Annotated in this window: 14 protein-coding genes and 1 riboswitch; of the genes, 6 read left to right on the top strand and 8 right to left on the bottom strand. The window is 40.8% G+C overall.

Translation table 11 applies throughout. From position 1 onward, the window contains the following. Nucleotides 1-178: 178 nt before the first annotated feature. On the bottom strand, nucleotides 179-2,995 hold the full coding sequence (locus CFS60_RS03615) for a sigma-54-dependent transcriptional regulator (protein WP_088809252.1): 2,817 nt from the start codon (nucleotides 2,993-2,995) through the stop codon (nucleotides 179-181). 302 nt (nucleotides 2,996-3,297) lie between these two features. On the opposite strand from CFS60_RS03615, the gene CFS60_RS03610 reads away from it, so the two are divergent. From CFS60_RS03610 to CFS60_RS03600, 3 genes are all read left to right on the top strand, one after another. Beyond that, a complete protein-coding gene (locus CFS60_RS03610) occupies nucleotides 3,298-7,737 on the top strand; it encodes a 2-hydroxyacyl-CoA dehydratase (RefSeq protein ID WP_088838841.1) in 4,440 nt (1,479 codons plus the stop codon). 64 nt (nucleotides 7,738-7,801) lie between these two features. Then, complete coding sequence (locus tag CFS60_RS03605) at nucleotides 7,802-8,173, top strand: iron chaperone (RefSeq protein WP_088809250.1); 372 nt, start codon at nucleotides 7,802-7,804, stop codon at nucleotides 8,171-8,173. 187 nt (nucleotides 8,174-8,360) lie between these two features. Next, nucleotides 8,361-8,837, top strand: a complete 477-nt coding sequence (locus CFS60_RS03600; RefSeq protein ID WP_088809249.1) for a hypothetical protein — start codon at nucleotides 8,361-8,363, stop codon at nucleotides 8,835-8,837. Nucleotides 8,838-8,891: 54 nt separating this feature from the next. On the opposite strand, the gene ybaK is transcribed toward CFS60_RS03600, so the two are convergent. The 4 genes from ybaK to CFS60_RS03580 all read right to left on the bottom strand — a co-directional run bounded on the left by ybaK (nucleotide 8,892) and on the right by CFS60_RS03580 (nucleotide 11,677). Then, nucleotides 8,892-9,365 (bottom strand): Cys-tRNA(Pro) deacylase, encoded by a 474-nt coding sequence (ybaK, locus tag CFS60_RS03595; protein ID WP_088809248.1) that lies wholly within the window; start codon nucleotides 9,363-9,365, stop codon nucleotides 8,892-8,894. 17 nt (nucleotides 9,366-9,382) lie between these two features. Continuing rightward, the gene (gene rarD / locus CFS60_RS03590; protein WP_162859610.1) at nucleotides 9,383-10,300 is read right to left on the bottom strand and encodes an EamA family transporter RarD; all 918 of its coding nucleotides are present in this window, start codon (nucleotides 10,298-10,300) and stop codon (nucleotides 9,383-9,385) included. A gap of 87 nt (nucleotides 10,301-10,387) precedes the next feature. After that, the gene (locus tag CFS60_RS03585) at nucleotides 10,388-10,969 is read right to left on the bottom strand and encodes a hypothetical protein (protein WP_088809246.1); all 582 of its coding nucleotides are present in this window, start codon (nucleotides 10,967-10,969) and stop codon (nucleotides 10,388-10,390) included. 177 nt (nucleotides 10,970-11,146) lie between these two features. Continuing rightward, nucleotides 11,147-11,677, bottom strand: coding sequence for a YceI family protein (locus tag CFS60_RS03580; RefSeq protein WP_088809245.1), 531 nt, complete (start codon nucleotides 11,675-11,677; stop codon nucleotides 11,147-11,149). Nucleotides 11,678-11,890: 213 nt separating this feature from the next. Between CFS60_RS03580 and CFS60_RS03575 the strand changes: the two genes are divergently transcribed. Beyond that, nucleotides 11,891-12,319 (top strand): MarR family transcriptional regulator, encoded by a 429-nt coding sequence (locus CFS60_RS03575; protein WP_088809244.1) that lies wholly within the window; start codon nucleotides 11,891-11,893, stop codon nucleotides 12,317-12,319. Between the two features lie 172 nt (nucleotides 12,320-12,491). Further along, nucleotides 12,492-13,841, top strand: coding sequence for a branched-chain amino acid transport system II carrier protein (gene brnQ, locus CFS60_RS03570; protein WP_088838840.1), 1,350 nt, complete (start codon nucleotides 12,492-12,494; stop codon nucleotides 13,839-13,841). A gap of 178 nt (nucleotides 13,842-14,019) precedes the next feature. Here the strand turns inward: brnQ and CFS60_RS03565 are convergent, their stop codons facing one another. After that, complete coding sequence (locus CFS60_RS03565) at nucleotides 14,020-14,874, bottom strand: NmrA family NAD(P)-binding protein (protein ID WP_088815377.1); 855 nt, start codon at nucleotides 14,872-14,874, stop codon at nucleotides 14,020-14,022. Continuing rightward, on the bottom strand, nucleotides 14,867-15,316 hold the full coding sequence (locus CFS60_RS03560) for a MarR family winged helix-turn-helix transcriptional regulator (RefSeq protein ID WP_088815376.1): 450 nt from the start codon (nucleotides 15,314-15,316) through the stop codon (nucleotides 14,867-14,869). Before CFS60_RS03560 ends, CFS60_RS03565 begins: the two co-directional genes overlap by 8 nt. A 249-nt stretch (nucleotides 15,317-15,565) precedes the next feature. On the opposite strand from CFS60_RS03560, the gene CFS60_RS03555 reads away from it, so the two are divergent. Beyond that, complete coding sequence (locus CFS60_RS03555; protein WP_159457881.1) at nucleotides 15,566-18,259, top strand: immunoglobulin-like domain-containing protein; 2,694 nt, start codon at nucleotides 15,566-15,568, stop codon at nucleotides 18,257-18,259. A 63-nt stretch (nucleotides 18,260-18,322) separates the two neighbouring features. Here CFS60_RS03555 and CFS60_RS03550 read toward each other — a convergent pair whose 3' ends face one another. Then, nucleotides 18,323-19,789: an amino acid permease gene (locus tag CFS60_RS03550; protein WP_088809239.1), complete on the bottom strand. Its 1,467-nt coding sequence runs from the start codon at nucleotides 19,787-19,789 to the stop codon at nucleotides 18,323-18,325. A gap of 107 nt (nucleotides 19,790-19,896) precedes the next feature. Continuing rightward, nucleotides 19,897-20,084: riboswitch (Lysine riboswitch) on the bottom strand. Nucleotides 20,085-20,254 lie beyond the last annotated feature (170 nt).

The raw sequence follows: 20,254 nt of genomic DNA, 5'->3' as shown, positions 1-20,254 counted from the left end.
ATCCCCCCTTAATTCTTGATAAATCAGTGTAGAAAGCAATTGTCTGATATGTAATATATTGTGCCTAATACGCTAAAGAAGGTTTCCAATACACTAATTTTATTTTGACACATAAACTACATTACCCTGTAAAATTGGAGTGCAAACAAAAAAAGAGGCAAATCTTGCCTCTTTAGTGCTATGGTGTTTTTTGTAAATAAATATCTTTTAGAATGTCGTGGATGTAGTAAATTTCATCTTTTGTTAAAGAAAGATTCATTCGTTTTCTGACGGCTTCATTTGCTGCTTCTAGGGCAGTTAAAATGTGGGGGTCGAAGCTTTCTTTTGATTCACGATAAATCAAACTGTCGTTTATGACCATTCTTTCGAGGGCGCATCCGACGTGTATGAGAAGGTTGATCTGGTGGGCGCTGTCGATTTTTTGACCGAGATTTTCTACCAAAACAGAGCTGAAGGTATTTAAAATGTCAATGGTTTTTTTCGGGTTCAAATACGTGAGAAATTCATTCAGGCTGTCTTCCACGACTTCTTTTGTAATGCGGTTTGTTTCACTTTTTTGGACGAAAATATTTCGCTGTTTGACGAGGCTAACGAGGTGTTCCTCACCATCACTCGCGAATAAACGTTCAATCGGAATGAAGGGAATCGACATTTTGGGATCGGCAATCCCAACCGCCATCAGAATGTCATATTCGTTTTGAAGTTCTGCAAGGCGCGGCTGCATTTCTGCCACACTAATTGGGACAACGTGAATGTGCTCGGTCGTTATTGTATCTAAAATGTTTTCAATGAAAATTTGTAATTTCTCGGCCGTACCTTCACCAGTTGCGCAAATTGTCACGATCGCATGGGGCTTGCCAGTTGGGTCTTGCAAATCATTGTCGGAAGCATAGCCACCGTAGCCACGGAAGTCTTTTAGTGAGTCATAAATGCTGTCGATATCCATGTCTAAAATATTGGATTTCCGTACCGACTCGATGACCGTCGCCGTGGATACCATATCGATAGAGCGAACTTCAATTCCCGTGCGCTCAGCAATGACTTGTGCAAAACCAGTAAGGGAACCCATGTCAACGAGCAACAAGACGCCGCGTCCCATATCGAGTTCTTTGGCCCGTTCCGTTAGTTTATCAAGCACAACTTTAGGGCTTTGGTCGAGCGGCATGTCGATTCCTTCCACGAGTCCATCACCAAGCAGTTTTTTAGCAACGCCGACCATGCTGGTAGCCGTATTGTTACCGTGCGCCGCAACTAGGACTGCAACCCGGGCGTTCTCCTGTTCTTTTAAGAGCGAACTAATTAACAGCGTTAAGTACATCACTTCCATGTTGGGTACGCGAATGTGAAAGACAGCTTCAATTTCATCTTTTATTTCACAAGAAATCTCGTAAGCTTCCGGTTTATCGTTAATAACCGTTTCGATGTTCGTATATTTTAACGGCTTGTTACTTTCTACTCTTTTAATAAAGGAAGTTAAATGGAGACTAAACGCTAAAACAAATCGTTCGTTCAGCTTTTTGTGTAGGTGACGCTCGGCGCGTAATTTGATTTCTTCGGCGAAATTCAAAATGTCTTCATTGACGATTTTTAAAATGTTCTCACGCGTCTGAATCGTGTTTTTAAATTTGTTATAAAAGCTATTTAAATGAATGTCGATATCCATCGTAATAAATTTTTTAATATCATCATCTAAAACGCCTTGATCCATTAAAATAGAAGCTTTGTCTTCGATGATTTTATACAAATTAAAGTTCGGTTCATATTCATCAGTTGTGATGAGCGGACGAATTTGTTCAGGATAAATGGTCGTGTATGGCTCAAGATATTCCGATATTTCCTGTAATTCTTTACGGCGGCCACTAAAATGGAAGAAACCATCTTTAATTTCAATTGGCAACGTCTTAAAGTCAATTAAAATGGCATCATCTTGATCGAAACTATTTAAAAATCCTTGTGCGCAAACAAGTTGAATATTCGATTTTAGTTGCCCGATATTTCCGCTAGTCGTATTGCCAAGCAGTGCTTTCGCGGCTTCATCTTCAATCCGAATAGGTTTATTGACGCGGTGCGCTTCATTGGAAAGCAAGTGGGTGAGCAGTTCTACACGTTCTTTCGCCGTCCGCTCATCAAGTGAGGGAAGCGAAACTGTAATCGGAATGCGTCTTACAAACGTTTTTAATAGAGAAGATTCGGGGTTTTCGGTCGTTGCTCCGATAATTAAAACATTCGATTTTCGTTTGCGATCTGTTTCGCCAAGTTTATTGAAGGTGCCAGAATCCATCAGGTAGAAAATCATTTCTTGGCCTTCAGGAGGAAGGCGGTGAATCTCGTCTAAAAACAAAATGCCGCCGTTTGCTTTTTCAACGAGGCCTTCTTTTTCGCCGTCAGCGCCAGTGAAAGCGCCTTTTACGTGCCCAAAAATATGAGACATAAGCAGTTGCGGATTGTTATAGTAGTCCGCACAATTGAAGACGATAAACGGCGCGTCTTGCGATAAACGATTTGCATGATGGGCGAAACGATACATTAAATTGGCGAAGAGAGTTTTCCCAACACCCGTTTGTCCTAAAATAAGCGTATGAAGCCCATTTGGTGGATAAAGCATGGCTGCTTTCGCTTGTTCGACAGGTGTTTTCAAACTTTCGCTAGCGCCAATTAAGTTTTCAAATGGACTTTTTTTCATTGTGTCGGAAGTGAAGAGAGCTAAAAGATCTTCTGTCTGACTAAAGGTGAGTTCGTCTTCAGAGAGAGGGCGTTCGATTGCTTCTTCAATCGTTTGTCGAACGAAGTAAAGAACTGGTCGGCTGTTTACTTTGACAATTTTCCCTTGTCTGAAAAGTTCATTGAGTTCCATGCTGACATTATTTCTTAAAATATGTAAGTCATTCGCGATGATGGTTGCTGTAAAGCCGTCTTTTTCAGCAATTTGTTTGCGGATTGTTGTTTTGGAAGATAAATCCGCTAAATGTTGATAAATTTTATCAATACGCTTCAACTTAAACCCACCTTTTTAAATTTAATGGCATCGGAGTGTATTAGAAATAAATAATACACTAGCTCTTTCTGTATTAATTTTAGCACGGTTAATGAAAATGTCAATCTACTACATCAAACAGGTTTTTCCTTTACAAATAGAAGCAAAAGTGTAAAAATAAGGGTGTCTAATTTTATTTTCTATGCACTCGTCTTTTGAGTGAGTAATCACTCATTTTTTAACAACTATTAATTTGTGAATTAAGGTACAATCAAAAGAAGAAATGTGATATTTTGAACATGTAATGGGGAAGGATGAGAAAAATGATTCATGTCGGACTTGATGTCGGCTCAACTACAGCAAAAGCCGTCGCATTGAATGAAGAAGGAGAAATTCTATTTCAAACATACCGCAGACACTATTCGGACATCAAAAAGGTAACGCTACTAATTATGGAAGATTTAAAGGAAAAATGTTCAACAGACGAAATGACCTTTAAGATTACGGGTTCTTCCGGCCTTGCGATTTCAAAATTCTTGGAAGTGGATTTTGTTCAGGAAGTAATCGCTTGTACAGAAGCTGTAGAAAAAGTGATTCCAGAAACAGATGTCGTTATTGAACTTGGCGGGGAAGATGCAAAAATTATTTATTTTTCAGGCGGAATTGAACAGCGCATGAATAACGCATGTGCGGGTGGAACGGGTGCATTTATTGATCAAATTGCAACGCTTGTTCAAACTGATCCAACAGGCTTAAACGAATTGGCGAAAAACGCTCAAACTATTTATCCGATTGCCTCAAGATGCGGAGTGTTCGCGAAAACAGACGTTCAGCCACTTTTAAATGAAGGTGCCAGAAAAGAAGATATTGCGGCGTCCATTTTCCAAAGTGTCGTAACGCAAACGATTTCTGGACTTGCTTGTGGGCGTCCAATTCGAGGGAAGGTAGCGTTTCTAGGCGGGCCGCTGACGTTTTTGGATCAATTGCGCTTTCGTTTTACGGAAACACTTAAAATGAAGGAAGAAGATATTATTGCGCCGCTAAACGCGGAGTATTTCATTGCGCTTGGCACGGCGTTTACTGGGTTTGACAGTGAGGCCATTTCAATCGACAGTGTGACGCGCCGCTTGTCGGGCATGGATTTATCCAGCCTCGCAAAAGATACGGTGACGCTACCCCCACTTTTTACAAAAGCAGAAGATTTAGTGGCCTTTCGGACAAGACACGGTAAGATGAAGGCGCCACGTGCGGAGTTGTCGAGTTACATAGGTGATGCGTATCTGGGAATTGATGCGGGTTCAACGACGACAAAACTTATTTTGATGGGGACAAACAACGAAATTTTATATAGCTTTTATGGAAGTAATAATGGGAATCCGCTTCAGTCGGTCATTGATGCGACGAGTGACTTGTATGAAAAACTGCCGGAAGAAGTACAAATTGTGCAGTCGGGTATAACGGGTTACGGTGAATCGCTTATTAAGGCGGCGCTTAAAATTGATGTTGGCGAAATTGAAACGGTCGCGCATTACCGGGCGGCACGCGAGTTTTTACCGGATGTTGATTTTATTTTGGATATCGGCGGACAAGATATGAAATGTATGAAAATTAAAAATCGCGCACTGGATAGCCTGATGCTAAACGAGGCTTGTTCGGCTGGTTGTGGTTCGTTTCTTGAAACGTTTGCTCATACGCTTGATGTGCCAATCGAAGAATTTGCAGAGCGTGCGCTTAGTGCGAAGGAACCAGTTGATTTAGGTTCGCGCTGTACGGTCTTTATGAACTCAAAAGTCAAACAAGTTCAAAAAGAGGGCGTAACCCTTGAGGATTTATCGGCGGGGCTGGCGTATTCCGTTGTGAAAAATGCGCTCCAAAAAGTAATCAAACTGCGCAGTCCAAAAGATATCGGTGAAAAAGTCATCGTACAAGGCGGAACGTTTTATAACGAAGCGGTTTTGCGTGCTTTTGAACTCTTAACCGGACGCGAAGTTGTGCGCCCAGATATTGCCGGCATGATGGGGGCATACGGGGCGGCGCTAATCGCGCGTGAACATTATGAAACAGGCGAAGTGACTGAAATGCTTGTTTTGGAAAAATTACGCGAATTTAGTGCGGAGACATCGCAGTCCAGATGTAACTTGTGCAGCAATACATGTCAATTAACCGTGACGCGCTTCGGCGACGACCGCACGTTTGTAAGTGGAAACCGCTGTGAACGCGGCGAGCGTGTGGAGACGACTCGGAATTTGCTGCCCAATTTGTACGCGTATAAACTTAAACGCACGTTTGATTACAAGGCGTTGAAGAAAACCGAAGCAACAAGAGGTTCAATTGGTATTCCGCGCGCTTTGAATGTGTTTGAAAATTACCCGCTATGGTTTACTATTTTCAACCAGTTGGGTTACCGGGTTGTACTTTCCAGTAAATCATCGAAAAACCTATATGAAAAAGGCATCGAAACGATTGCGTCAGAAGCCGTTTGCTATCCAGCAAAACTAACGCACGGGCACGTGATGGATTTAGTGCGCAAAAAAGTCGATGCAGTCTTTTATCCATCGGTCGTGTACGAAAAACCCGAATTTGGTGAAGCCACAAACAACTTTAACTGTCCTGTTGTGGCCGGCTATCCAGAAGTGATTCGTGTGAATGTTGATGCGCTCGAGGAAAAAGAAATCCCAATGTTTAGCCCATTTATCGCGCTTGACAATGAAAAATCATTTATCGAAACGATGAAACTTACTTTCCCTGATATCCCAGCCGAAGAAATGGAACAAGCCGTTTTGGCTGGCCTTGCCGAAGCTGAAAAATGCCGTCTAGATATTCAAAATGAAGGTGAAGCGGCACTGGAGTACATGGCGAAAAACAAAGTGAAGGGTATTGTGCTTGCGGGTCACCCGTATCACATAGACCCAGAAGTGAACCACGGCATTCCAGAACTCATTACGATGAACGGGATGGCCGTTTTAACCGAAGATTCGATTTCGCACCTCGGCGAAATGGAGCATGATTTGCGCGTTGAAAACCAGTGGAAATACCACGCAAGACTTTACCGCGCGGCAAGCTTTACGGGGAAAAGGAAGGACTTGGAGTTCGTCCAATTGACATCATTCGGGTGCGGACTCGATGCGATTACGACGGATATGTGCCAAGAAATCATTGAAGGTCACGGAAAAGTCTATACACTTCTTAAAATTGATGAAATCAACAATTTAGGGGCGGCTAGAATCCGCGTGCGCTCTTTAAAAGCGGCGATTGACGAGCGGGATAGAAACGGCGTCTTGCCAACTGAAATGGCGCCACCAGAACCGAGAACGCTCTTCACAAAAGAAATGCGCAAAGCAGGCTACACCATTTTAGCGCCACAACTTGCACCAACGCATTTTGCCCTTCTTGAAGCGGCCGGTCGAGTTAGCGGTTATAACTTGGAAGTCTTGCCTGCCGTTACACCGCGTGCTGTTGACGAAGGTTTGCGCTACGTCAATAATGATGCCTGCTACCCAGCCATTTTAACCATCGGACAAATGATGGATGCGCTGAAACATGGCGATTATGATTTGAATAAAACAGCCGTTCTCATGACGCAAACAGGCGGCGGTTGCCGGGCGACCAATTACATTTCAATGCTCAAAAAAGCGCTCCGTGAAGCCGAAATCGAAGGCATTCCAGTTATCTCGCTAAACGCGAATGGACTTGAGAAGCAGCCTGGGTTTAAGCTTTCACCAAAACTATTAACGAGGTTTATGGCGGGGCTATCTATCGGTGACGCGCTAGATCGCATGTTGTACAGGACCCGGCCGTATGAAGTCACACCAGGCAGTGCGAATAAGTTGTATCACGAGTACCTCGGAAAAGCGAAGACACTCATGGAACAATATTCCTTTAGAGCGTATAAAGCTTTTGCAAAAGAAATGGTCGACGCGTTTGATAAGCTGCCAATTAGCTCGGAGAAGAAACCTCGTGTCGGCGTTGTGGGGGAAATTTTGGTGAAGTTCCACCCAGGTGCCAACAACAGTATTGTTGACGTCATCGAACAAGAGGGCGGGGAAGCTGTCGTGCCAGATTTGGTCGACTTCCTGCTATATTGCTGCTATGACGACCATTTTGCGGCCAATACGTTCGGTCGTTCAAAAGTGAAATCATTTGCGAAACAAAGCCTTGCGATTCCCGCCATCAATCAGTACCGCAAGCCAGTCACAGATGCGCTTCGTGCGAGCACGCGTTTTGACGCCCCAGAAAGCATTGAAGTTATCGCTGAAAAAGCGAGCCAATTGTTGTCACTCGGAAACAAAATGGGGGAAGGCTGGTTCTTAACGGGCGAAATGTTCGAGCTGTTAGATAGCGATGTGCCAAATATTGCCTGCTTGCAGCCGTTCGCCTGTCTTCCTAATCACATTACTGGGCGCGGCATGATTAAAGGGCTTAAAAAGCTCTATCCACATGCGAACATTATGTCGATTGACTACGATGCTGGGTCGAGTGCGGTCAACCAATTGAATCGCATTAAACTGATGCTTTCGATAGCCAAAAAAGGCATGGAAGATGTGCAGGAAGAAGGAAAAGTAAGCATGGAAGCGAAGCGCTTTAATCCCAAAAATGCCATTCTCGACAAAGCACGAAAAGTCCGCGAGAGCGCGCCTGCCGCAAAAATCGGCGAAACCGTGAAGCGCGCGAAAGAAAGTGTGCCCGCCGAAACGATTGCACAAGTCGCAAGGAGCGAGCAAGGCTGTTGCGGTGGAGGGTGTCAGTGCGATTGCCGTGAGTAACACTTGTAAATTTCGTTTCTTCCGTTACAATTAAACTAAACGCAACTGAAAGGAGGAAGCAAAAGTGGAAACATTCGAAGATTTTATTGGACAAATTGAGGTGCCCGAACAGCAGGCACGAACTGCTGAAGTGCTAGGTTGGGTGGAGAAGACGTTCCCAAACTTAGGTAAACGAATTGCTTGGAACCAACCGATGTTCACGGATCATGACACATTCATTGCAGGCTTTAGCGTTTCTAAAAAACATTTAGCCATGTCCCCAGAACTTGTTGGCATTGAAGCTTTTTCAGAAGAAATTAAAAAGGCGGGCTACAGCCATACGAAAATGCTCATTCAATTCCCATGGGATAAACCAATTGACTACGACTTATTACGACGGATTATTGAATTTAATATTGAAGACAAAGCGGGCTGTACGACGTTTTGGCGGAAGTAAAAAAAGCGGCATGAAAATTCATGCCGCTTTTCTTTACGGAGAAGTATGCATGTGATTGGTAAAAACAAAAATATGACTTTTTTAAAGTCTTTTTAATTGAAAATACACAAAATTTACATATTTGTGAGTTTGCTATCGTGATATGATAAGAGTGTAAGACTAAACAAAAAAGAATGGAGGAAATGAGATGAAAAAATTGGTTTTAAAAGTTTTTATTGCTAGTATGCTTACGGTTGGGATTATTGGAACATTTGGCTTTTCGACGGGAGATAAAGCTGAAGCCGCGTTTAACCAAACGAATTCTTCATCAGGGCAATATGGTTTTGTTGATGAATTAAGGCAAACAAATTGGTCAATTAAAACATCTGGATGGCATGGTAACAGAAGTGGATATCCTAGCTACGCTTATATCTTTATTATGAATCGGGATACAGATTTGGAGCTTGGAAGGTATAAAATTGCTAGATCTTACAGACCAGATGTAACAACTGCGTATGGGAATTCAGTAATAGGCTGGGGTGGATTTGGATTAGAAGTTGGTAAAAGTAAGTTCCGCGGAAAACGAATTTACATTATGTCCAGATATACATCTGATCCTAACGGTAATAGAGGCGTATTGTGGGCAGATAGATATTACAATGAAACATGGATAAATGTATGGTGAAAATTAAAAAAAGCAGTGTCCTGTTTGAAAAATCAAACAGGACACTGCTTTTTTTTACATTGAAATATCCGCAAATTTCCCCCGACAAACCAAGAGCAAATCATTCGCAGCGAGTTCGATTTGCAAGCCGCGTTTGCCTGCGGAAATGAAAATCGTATCGAGCTTTTGTGCCGCTTCATCAATGAATGTTGGGAAGGCTTTTTTCATGCCAACGGGGGAACAGCCACCACGAATGTAGCCAGTCACTTTTTCTAAATCATTCACATGAATCATCTCCACTTTTTTATTGCCGCTGATTTTCGCAAAGGCTTTTAATTGGAGTGTTTGATTCGCTGGAATGCACGCCACGTTGTACCCCGTTTTATCGCCAACCGTCACGAGCGTTTTATAAATTTGTGCGGGATTCCGACCCGTTTCCGTCGCAACATGAACCGCATCTAAGTGGGTTTCATCGACCACGTATTCATGGAGCGAATAGGAAATTTTCTTTTGATCAAGCATTCGACACGCGTTTGTTTTGTGTACCAAAATTCTCACCTCAAAACTTATTTTGAAGCCGCCGATTTTAGTTGCTTCGTTTTAGCGTTTAAATAAATATGAGAAATCGTAAAGACTAAAATTGCCGCCCAAATACAAATAAAGGCCATAAGTTGTACCTTGTCAAAACTTTCTTTATACAGAAGAACGCCTAAAATCAGCATCAATGTTGGCCCGATGTATTGCAGGAAGCCAACCATCGTATAGCTGATTTTCTTCGCTGCCGTCGCGAAAAGTAGGAGTGGAATCGCTGTTACAATCCCAGCGCCAACCATAATGAAATCGATGCTTACAGAATAACTCATAAAGAAATTTTTGGAGAAAAATAGTAAATAAATAAGTGCAAACGGCGTTATAATTACTGTTTCAAGAGTTAATCCCGTCCATACTGAAACCGAAATAAATTTTTTAATTAAACCATACAGACTAAAGGAAATCGCCATGCCTAGAGCCGCATAAGGCACCGTGCCCTGATGGTACGTCAAAATGGCAACACCAATAAAAGCGAGCGAAACCGCAATGACTTCCCCGCGACTTAAACGTTCTTTCAAAAAAATAGTCGCAATGAGCACATTGACGAGCGGATTAATATAATAGCCGAGACTCGCTTCTGTCACGTGACCACTATTGACTGTGAAAATAAAAATGAACCAGTTGACTGTAATTAAAACAGCCGCGAGCGTAATGAGTGTAGCTGTTTTTGGTCTTTTAAAAACAGCTTTGATTTCAAGGTAAACCTCGTTTGATTTGCGCAAAATCGCAATTAAAAACACCATGAAAACAAAGGACCAAACAATGCGATAAGCTAAAATCTCCATTGCCGGAACTTCCGTTGCGAGTTTCCAATACATCGGCAAAATGCCCCATAAAACATAGGCGAGCGCCCCCGCAATAACGCCGATTAATTTTTCGTTTTTATTCATAATGTCCCTCTTTCTCTAAAAAATAGCAATACACCATTTTAACGCATTTTTGGGAAGAAAACTAGGGACCTGCTCATAAAATTGGATTTCCTATGCTTCAGCCTCAGCCAAAACAAGCGAATCTAAGCCAGCAATTAGTAAAGCAACGCCTTCGATGTAAGACTTGATTTGGTCGATATTTTTAAGCAAAAGGTCTGTAGAAGCAGGGATGTTTTGCCAGTCCGATTCAAAGGACCCTTTAGGTAGGATATTTTTCAAATCTGCAAGCGAGTGTTTTGCTAAAATATCAGCCGATTTAATATAGAGTAAATAGGCCGATTCTAAGCGGTGAGAAGCTTCCAAATTAAGCGCTTCTTGATAAAAAGAAGCAAATTCCGGATTTTGTTCATGTAAATCATTGATGAAAGGCTGATTTTGGGAGTCATGCACGGTTAAATAAGTGGTTTTTAATTCATTATCTACTTTTTCAATTTGGAATTTTTCTAAAAATACATCGTGACAGGATAAGCATTCTATGAGCAAGCCTAGCACTTCATCTTTGGAATTTAATGTAGAAGAAAGCACGGTTAAATGTTTACTTGAATGACATGACGGGCAAAATGTTGGGAAATTTACACGGCAAGTTTGAAAGCTTTTTGATTGACTCAGTTGAACTTGAAAAACGTAATTCATTGATGGGGTACAGCTCCTTTTTCTTTCTAATTATTAGTTTTTAAGTATAGCACAAAGAGGAGCGTACTAAATTGCAAATTGGTGATTATGAAGCGTTCTTTTTGACAATTTAAAGAACTTTTTAGTTAATAAATGAAATCCCCCCTGAAAGAATTTTCTTTCAGGGGGGATTTGTGCTTATTTAGAAGCTTCAATTTGAATATTTAATTTGACTTCATCGCCGATTAGAACGCCGCCAGTTTCAAGCGCTGCATTATAGTTTAGACCAAAGTCTTTACGGTTGAATTTGCCTCGTCCTTCAAAACCGGCTACGATATTTCCAGTATTTGGATCTTTTCCAGAACCTTCAAATGTAACGTGTAGTTGCAACGGTTTTGTAACATCGCGAATAGTTAAATCACCTGTTACTTCATATTCATTGTCACCATCTGGCGTGATTTCAGTTGAAACAAAAGTGATGTGTGGGTATTTTTCTACATTAAAGAAGTCATCACTTTTTAGATGTCCGTCACGCTGTGCTTGACGAGTATCTACACTTTCTGCGTCAACAGTAAATTTGATTTTGGCATCAGTTAAGTCTTCAGGATTCATTTGAACGTCTGCTTCAAATTTTTTAAACACGCCTTTCACTTTTGATACCATCATGTGTTTCACTTGAAACTCAATTGAAGTGTGTGCAGGGTCAATATTCCATTTTTCTACTGTCATGTTTGTCATTCCTCCATTTTTTTCTATTTACATTCTTTGTATTCACTTAAAAAAGTGAGTTTAAACGTAAAATGTTATTGTTTATAAATAAACTATATCACACTTACAAAATATAAGCAACTAATAAAACGTAAAATTGTTTTTTAGTTAGGATTTTGTAAATTTCCACTTAAATGCTTATTTTTCCTTTAAAATAAAGGTGGAGGTGCTACTATGCAAATAAAAGAAAGTAAGGTTGAGCAAATGAAAGAACTTGTTTCTAGTTATATGCGCGTACAAAAAGCAATGAAAGCATTAACGAGAGAACATCAAAACAGCATGGGCATGTCATATGAACAACTCCGAATTTTAAAAATTTGTGCAGAACATGAAAAGGTCCTTTTGCGCGAGATTTTGTATGAAGTAAAAGGCAAACATCAGATTATCGCGGCTAACATACGTGGGCTAACTGAAAGAGGCTTACTTCAAGTAAGAGATTTTCAATTAACTTTAACGGAAAAAGGAAAGATGATTTTACGTGAAGATGAAATGAATACTTACATTTACAAAGCTTTTATGAAAATTTGTACAGAACTTAAAGAAGAGGAGCTAGAAAATATGTGGCGCTATAATCAAAAAGTTGTGGATTTATTAAATCGCTAATTTTCTGACAAATCTGCTTTTTGAAGAAAATAAATGAAATTGTCCCGATTTGTTCGAAAATAAAGCTGTTCCAAGCATTACAAATAGGCTAAAATGACTGTTTGCTATTGCTTTTGACCCAGATAATCTGTATGGTAGAGGAACAAGACAGATTTTGAAAGGGAGATATCATTTGAATAAACAGCTATCATTTTCGGCCTATTTCTTTATTGGCCTCATGCTTTTCGCATTATTTTTTGGAGCAGGTAACCTGATTTTTCCAGCTCATTTAGGACAGTTAGCGGGAACTAACGTATGGGTGGCGATAACAGGATTTTTACTTACTGGGGCTGGCTTACCACTTCTTGGTGTGCTAGCAATTGGCATTTCGGGAAGCAATGATTTGCAAAGCTTAGCAAGTCGTGTGCACCCTATTTACGGCATTCTATTTACAGTCGTTCTCTATTTAACAATTGGGCCATTTTTTGCTTTACCTCGTACGGGGACAGTTTCTTTTGAAATTGGAGTGGCACCATTTTTAAATGAAGGAAGTCATACGTTTGCGCTTTTCATTTTCACGCTCATCTTTTTTGGGATATCATTGTGGCTATCACTTTCGCCATCGAAAATTGTTGATCGTGTTGGGAAGTACTTAACACCAGCACTACTCATTTTTATTTTCATTTTAATCGTGGCGGCGCTCGTGAAACCACTCGGAGAGCAAACTGCGCCAACAGGTGAATATATGACTTCACCATTTTCCACTGGTTTTGTTAGTGGCTATAACACGATGGATGCGCTCGCTTCACTTGTGTTTGGGATTATTGTTATCAATGCAATTAAATCGTACGGGGCAAAATCAAAACGCGAGATTGCGGCAGCCTGTTTAAAAACCGGACTTATCGCGGTAGGTTTTTTGGCCGTCATTTATATTTTTGTAGCTTATATCGGGTCCATGAGTGTGGACCGCCTCGGACTTTTCGATAACGGAGGACCTATTTTATCCGGAGCGGCTTCGTTCTATTTTGGTTATTTTGGTAAGATTTTGCTAGCGATTATTATTACGCTTGCGTGCTTGACGACGAGTATTGGGTTGATTACAGCTTGTTCGAGTTACTTCCAGAAGCTGTTTCCGAAACTTAAATATCAAACATACGTGATTGTATTTTCAGTGTTTTCCTGCCTTGTTGCAAACGTTGGGCTTGCGAACTTGATTGAGTTTTCGTTACCTGTACTTATGATGATTTATCCGCTAACGATTGTGCTCATTCTGCTCACGTTCCTTAATCCTTTGTTTAAAGGGCGCCGAGTGGTTTATGTGACCACGATTTGTTTTACAGCCGTCATCTCGATTTTGGAAGGGGCAAAAGCGATAGAACTTCCTATTGATGGCATTCACGCGTTTTTCAGAGGTTTCATTCCGTTTTATGACATTTCGATGGGCTGGTTAACGTTTGCGGTAGTTGGATTTGTTGTCGGAGTCATTTTAGCGCTTGTTACAAAGCCAACTGTGGAGCCTGTTCATAACGAGATTAACGTGTAAGGAGATAAGATAATGTTTTCAGTTGTACTTAGCATTATTCTCATTGCAACGCCATTTTTATTAATTTGGCTAGGTCTCTCTATTTTTAAAAAGAAAAATGGATAAAAAATAAGCATGAATCCAGTAATAGTCATTTTTAAGATGATATTATGACGGGATTCATGCTTATTTATTTTGCTTATTGAAAGTACGCTTGATAATCTAGAGCATACTGTTCGAAAGAAGTGGGTGTTCTGCCAAGTAATTGTTCTAAATCTGTCGTCACTTTTTTCGCGTTCCCTAATTGCGTAATAAAATACAACATCACCATAACATTAACAAATTCTTTCGGTTCGCCGCGTTTAATCATTGTAGAACGGAATTTTAATAAGCTCGGTTTGCTATAAGTGATAGCCCGGCCTAGCGTCTTCGTCAAAATTTGAGCTATCTCCTCATAAGTTAGCGCTTTAGAGCCAGTTAAGTCAAAGGCTTTCCCCGTATATTTGCCAGTGTCAAGGAGACAGATGGCTGCCGCTTCCCCAATATCACGTGTATCAATGAAGCTCGTTTTCGCTTTTCCAGCCGGAATAAACAAATCATCCCGTTTTTGAATATCTTCTAGGTGGGTCGTGTTTAAGTTTTGCATGAAGAAGCTTGGACGCAAAAACGTATACGGTAGCTCTAAACGCACCATTTCTTTTTCGATTTTATGATGCGGCGTGACAGGATTTTTTTCAACCCCGAGTAACGAGACAAATACAACATGTGAAACCTTTTTTTCTTTTAAAAAAGATAGGAAAGGAAAAATTTCTTCCTTCGGTTTAGCAAGCTGTGGCGGCCTGATGAAAAAAACTTTTTCCGCTTTTCCTAAAGCGAATTCATACGTTTCTGTTCGCAGAAAATCGAAATGGACGTGCGTAATTTGATCCGTAGGTGCAGGCAAATTGTTCTCTTTCGAGGTAGCTGCGCGAACGTGAATATTTTCCTTCATTAAAGTGCTAACAACCGTTTCACCAATATTCCCACTTGCACCAATAACTAATATTTCAGTCATCATGATCACCTCGTTTTATTTGTTTTTCAAGCAATTGGAGTAGCGCATATTTTTCTTCCTCCGAATAGGGACGCAAAAATTGTTTCATCACTTCTTCACTCTTTTTTTCAAAAAAGGGGAGGTTGTTGTGTGCTTTTTTTGTGAGCGTTAGAATTGTTGCGCGTCTGTCCATTGGATGTTCCGTCCTTGTAACCCAGCCATTTTTTTCAAGCCTTGAGACAATACCTGACATTGTTGGTTTATCAAAACCTAATTCGTCAGCAAGGAAAGAACTTGTTTGTTTTAAGCGTAATTTTTCATTTTCAGAACCCCATTCAAGCTGTTTTAGTACGGCCCACTGCGCGCTTGTAATGCCGTATTTCTCTAAACTACTTGATAAATCATAGCGCAATTCCTTAGCGGTTTTCATAAGTAGATAGCCGATATGATTAAGTGTATGCATGAACTCCCTCCTTATATAGTTAGTATACTAACTATATAGGGAAGAAGCAACTATTTACGAGTATTGGGATAACTATGAGTACTATATTTGCGTAAAAAAGATAAAAATACACTCATTTTGATACTTTTCTAGATTGTTTGTCACAAAATCGTCAAAAAATCAAAAGTGATTTGTATAAATTCCCCACGGGTAAAGCAGTGGTTGATTGTATGATTAACGTATAGTATTTGAATGGAGGAATTAAATCTAATGACGAAAAAAAAGAAATTAAAGAAAAGTATGTTAGCTGTTTCTTCAACGATATTTTTAACTAATTTAATCATGATTCCTATCAGTTCTGGAGTAAAGGCTGTTTCGAATCTCCCTACGACAAACCTTCAAGCTTCACCTGCTGTAATTTCATTGGTAAACGGCGATTTTGAGAACCCTCATTTTACAGCAAGTTATAAGTTATATAATCAAAGTAGTGTACCTGGATGGCAAACAACTGCTAGTGATGGGAAAATTGAATTACAACGAAATATTGATAATACGAAACCACAATCTGGCACACAGTGGGCTGAACTGAATGCCTATGAAGCTAGTGCGTTGTATCAAGATATTCCCACTACACCAGGTGTTACAGTGCACTGGCAAGTGTATCATAAAGGGCGAATGGGTGATGATACGGCAGTCGTAGAGTTTGGTGCACCAGGAGGAACTATGACTCAGCAAGCGGAAATGACAGACGGAAATACAGAATGGGGACTTCACAAAGGCACATACACAATTCCAGAAGGCCAAACGACAACCCGTTTTCAATTCCGAGCAGTGTCTTCAGCGGGAGGAAATAAAGCTATAGGAAACTTACTAGATAATGTTCAGTTTGCGACGCAATCTGTGCTTCAAGTAGAAGGAGCTTTTTCAGAAGCAAGTACGAAAGTTAATAAAGATGTTAATTATAATATAAAGGCTACGAATGTTGGAGGAATGGCAGCTACAAGTAATACATTTTCTGTCAAAATCCCAGAAGAATTAACCTATACACCAGGAAGCTTATCATCGTCAGACACAAGCATAACTGGTGAAAGCTATGATGAGGCGACCCGCACATTAACTTTCACAACAGGGAAAGTTGAAAATAATACCTCAATAAACATTACGGTTCCTTTAAAAGGTGCGACGGAAGTATCTTCGGTTACACCTGATACGACAGTAGTGTACCATGATGAGAATTTTGAAGAGGACACGTATACGGCAGACGGAACCGATCAGTCTGTAGCAGTCACAAGTAATGATGTGCCTGTCATTCAAGGTGAGCAGGAAACTATTATCCAACCCAATGTTGAGTTTGATCCGATGAAAACAATTCAAGCGACAGATAAAGAAGATGGCGATTTAACTAGCCAAGTAAAAGTAATAGATAATCCAGTGAACACAGGAGTGTCTGGAACTTATGAAGTCACTTATGAAGTCACAGATAGTGATGGAAATAAGGCAACATTTACTCGTCAAGTTGTTGTGGAAGGGGCACCCGTTTTTTCTGGAAACAATGAAGTACGCTTAAATCCAGATGATACATTTGATCCATTGGCAGATATTCAAGCAACAGATAAAGAAGATGGCAATGTGACAGATAAAATAAAAGTGACAAGTAATCATGTAGAGGAAGGTATTCCTGGCACGTATGAAGTGACGTATGAGGTGGCAGATAGCGCTGGAAATATCACGACCTACACGCGTACAGTCATTGTGACCGAGGCGCCTCAAATTACAGGAGAAAGTACGACTCGTTTGAATCCTACTGATGAATTTGATCCAATGAGTACAATTCAAGCGACAGATAAAGAAGACGGCAATCTTACAAACCAAGTCAAAGTAACGAGCAACTCCGTAGAAAAAGGCGTTCCCGGAACGTACAAAGTAAGTTATGAAGTGACTGATAGTGATGGTAATAAGGCTTTGTTTGACCGTTCAGTTACCGTGACAGAAGCACCTGAAATTACAGGAGAAAAAGTGACACGCTTAAATCCGAATGATGAATTCGATCCAATGAGTACGATTCAAGCAACAGATAAAGAAGACGGTGAAATGACAGATCAAATCAAAGTGACAAGCAATACGATTAACAAAGCGGCATCAGGGACGTATGAAGTAAGCTACGAGGTGACCGATAGTGATGGAAACAAGACGACTTTTACTCGTACGGTTATTGTGACTGAAGCGCCCGTAATGACAGGAGAAAAAGAAATTCGTTTAAATCCAACTGATACATTCGATCCGATGAAAGATATTCAGGCAACAGATAAAGAAGATGGCGATGTTACCGAACAAATCAGAGTCGTAAATAATGAAGTACAACAAGGAAATCCAGGAACCTATGAAGTGACGTATGAAGTCATTGATAGTGATGGAAACAAGACAACATTTGATCGTACAGTTATCGTAACAGAAGCACCTGAAATCACGGGAGAAAAGATAATTCGTCTACAAGAAGGCGATGCGTTTGACCCAATGAGCGATATACAGGCGACAGATAAAGAAGATGGCGATATTACGAGCCAAATGAAAGTAGTGAGTAACGAAGTTGATACAAGTAAGCCAGATGCTTATGAAGTGACCTATGAAGTCACAGATAGCGATGGAAATACAACAAACTTCCAACGAATCGTTATCATTACAGAGCTTCCTGTTAATCATAATGATGACACTGATTCTTCAAAGCAAGATAAGAACAATACAGATACAGAGGACCCGGCAGAAGTGATTAAAGCAGGTTTAGGCAACACGAATCCCATTTCCATAGAGCAAAGCCAACCAAAAGCATATAGCAGCACACCGACAGTTAAAGAAGTCACAAAAGATGCTTTGCCTAAAACAGGAGATAGTGAACCTGCTGCAGCTGGATTAATTGGGCTAGGATTACTAGCTATCGGAAGTCTGTTCTTTTGGAGAAAAAAATAAGTGTAGCTAGATAAAATGAAAATCACCCTTATCCTAAGATGGAGGGTGATTTTTTTATGTGATTTACATTTTCTTGTGGTCAAATTCGGCTTCTTCAAGCGGAATAATTTTGGTCTTCTTCGTCAATTTGTAAGAGAGCCAGAAGATGAAGAAAATGGGTAATCCAATATAGGAGATGCCGATTTTTTGCCACCAGGCGGCGCTTGTGAAATCAGGATTTAAAAAGGAATTGTAATCTTGACCGATGATGACTAAAATACATAAAATGAGCGCGAGTATCGGTCCGAATGGGAAGAATTTCGCTCGGTATTTCAGTTCGTTTAAATCATGACCTTGTTTAATAAATGCACGGCGGAAGCGGTAATGACTAATGGCGATACCGACCCAGGCGATGAAGCCAGTTAAGCCAGATGCGCTAAGCAGCCATGTATAAATGACCGTCCCATTTTCACTTAAAGTAGTGACAAAAGTAAGTGCCCCAACAATTGTTGTTACTACAAGGGCAGCCATTGGAATACCACGGTGGTTTACTTTAGACAAAAATTGTGGCGCTTTGCGGTCTTTTGCCATCGACCAGAGCATACGTGTTGAAGCATACAAGCCAGAGTTTCCAGCGGACAAAACGCTCGTTAAAATAACGGCATTCATGACAGACGCCGCAAACGCTAAACCAGCTTTTTCAAAAACGAGCGTAAACGGACTAATCGCCACATCAGTTGCCTCACCGCCAAGCAAATTCGGGCTCGTATAAGGGATAATCAGGCCAATCACGAAAATCGCAAAAATATAAAATAGCAAAATCCGCCAGAAAACTTGTTTAATCGCCTTCGGAACGCTTTTTTCTGGTGTTTCACTTTCCCCAGCTGCAATACCAACAAGCTCTGTCCCTTGGAAGGAAAAGCCGGCGATGAGGAATGTTCCAAGTATCGCGAAAAATCCGCCTTTAAATGGTGCCTCTCCAACTGTGAAGTTTTTAAACCCGATGAATTCCCCGCCAAGAATCCCAAAAATCGTCAAAACGCCGACGATAAGGAAGACAATAACGGTGGCCACTTTGATAATGGAAAACCAATACTCGGATTCCCCGTAAGCCCGTACAGATAAGGCATTTAATCCAAAAATAAGCACTAAGAAAATGGCACTCCAAAGCCAAGCTGGCGTATCTGGTAACCAAAACTGCACGATGAGTGCGGCCGTTGAAATATCGACGGCGAGTGTAATTGCCCAGTTAAACCAGTAATTCCAGCCGAGCGCAAAGCCAAAAGCGGGATCAACAAATCGCGTGGCGTACGTGCTAAAAGACCCCGATACGGGCATATACGTAGCCATTTCGCCAAGACTTGTCATCAGGAAAAATACCATCAATCCAATGGCTGCATACGCCACAAGCGCCCCGCCTGGTCCCGCTGTCGCTATCGCATTTCCACTTGCAAGAAACAACCCAGTTCCAATGGATCCCCCAATCGCAATCATCGATAAATGTCGTGTTTGAAGAGAACGCTTAATCTCCCCACTTGATTTTTTCTTCAATTATAAAACTCCTTTTTTGTCTAAATTTCGCGCTGTATCAGGACTTTCTAATCATATAAAAAACCCCGTCTTATGGCTATAAGGCGGGGATAACATACAAAGCATCCTTGTCAGATAGCGCACCTACTAAAAAAGACTATTTTAGTAGCAGTCCAGCCGCTTTCGCAAACCGTCCCAGCAAAATAAACCGCAAAAATTCATTTTACTTCGGCAAATCTCCTTTTCCATTTCTATCAATAGCGTTTCGCGCGCTTCAAGAAATCTACTTGTGATCTTTGCAACCTCTACCTCACCAGTGATGAGGATTTTATTTAATTACTTGTACTATCTTAAAGGAAAAAGCCTAATAAATCAACCCTTTATTGAAAGTAAATGAAAGAGCGAAGGTTGACAAAAAACCCCCTACCTTGTATTCTGTTAGAGAAAGAAAGTTTAGCGTCCAAACAAATAATCGAGGTGCTTTTT

The organism is Listeria sp. ILCC792, from assembly GCF_900186135.1.
Taxonomy (GTDB): Bacteria; Bacillota; Bacilli; order Lactobacillales; family Listeriaceae; genus Listeria; species Listeria goaensis.
The sequence above is the reverse complement of the archived record's forward strand: the minus strand, read 5'-3'. Positions and strand labels throughout refer to the sequence as shown.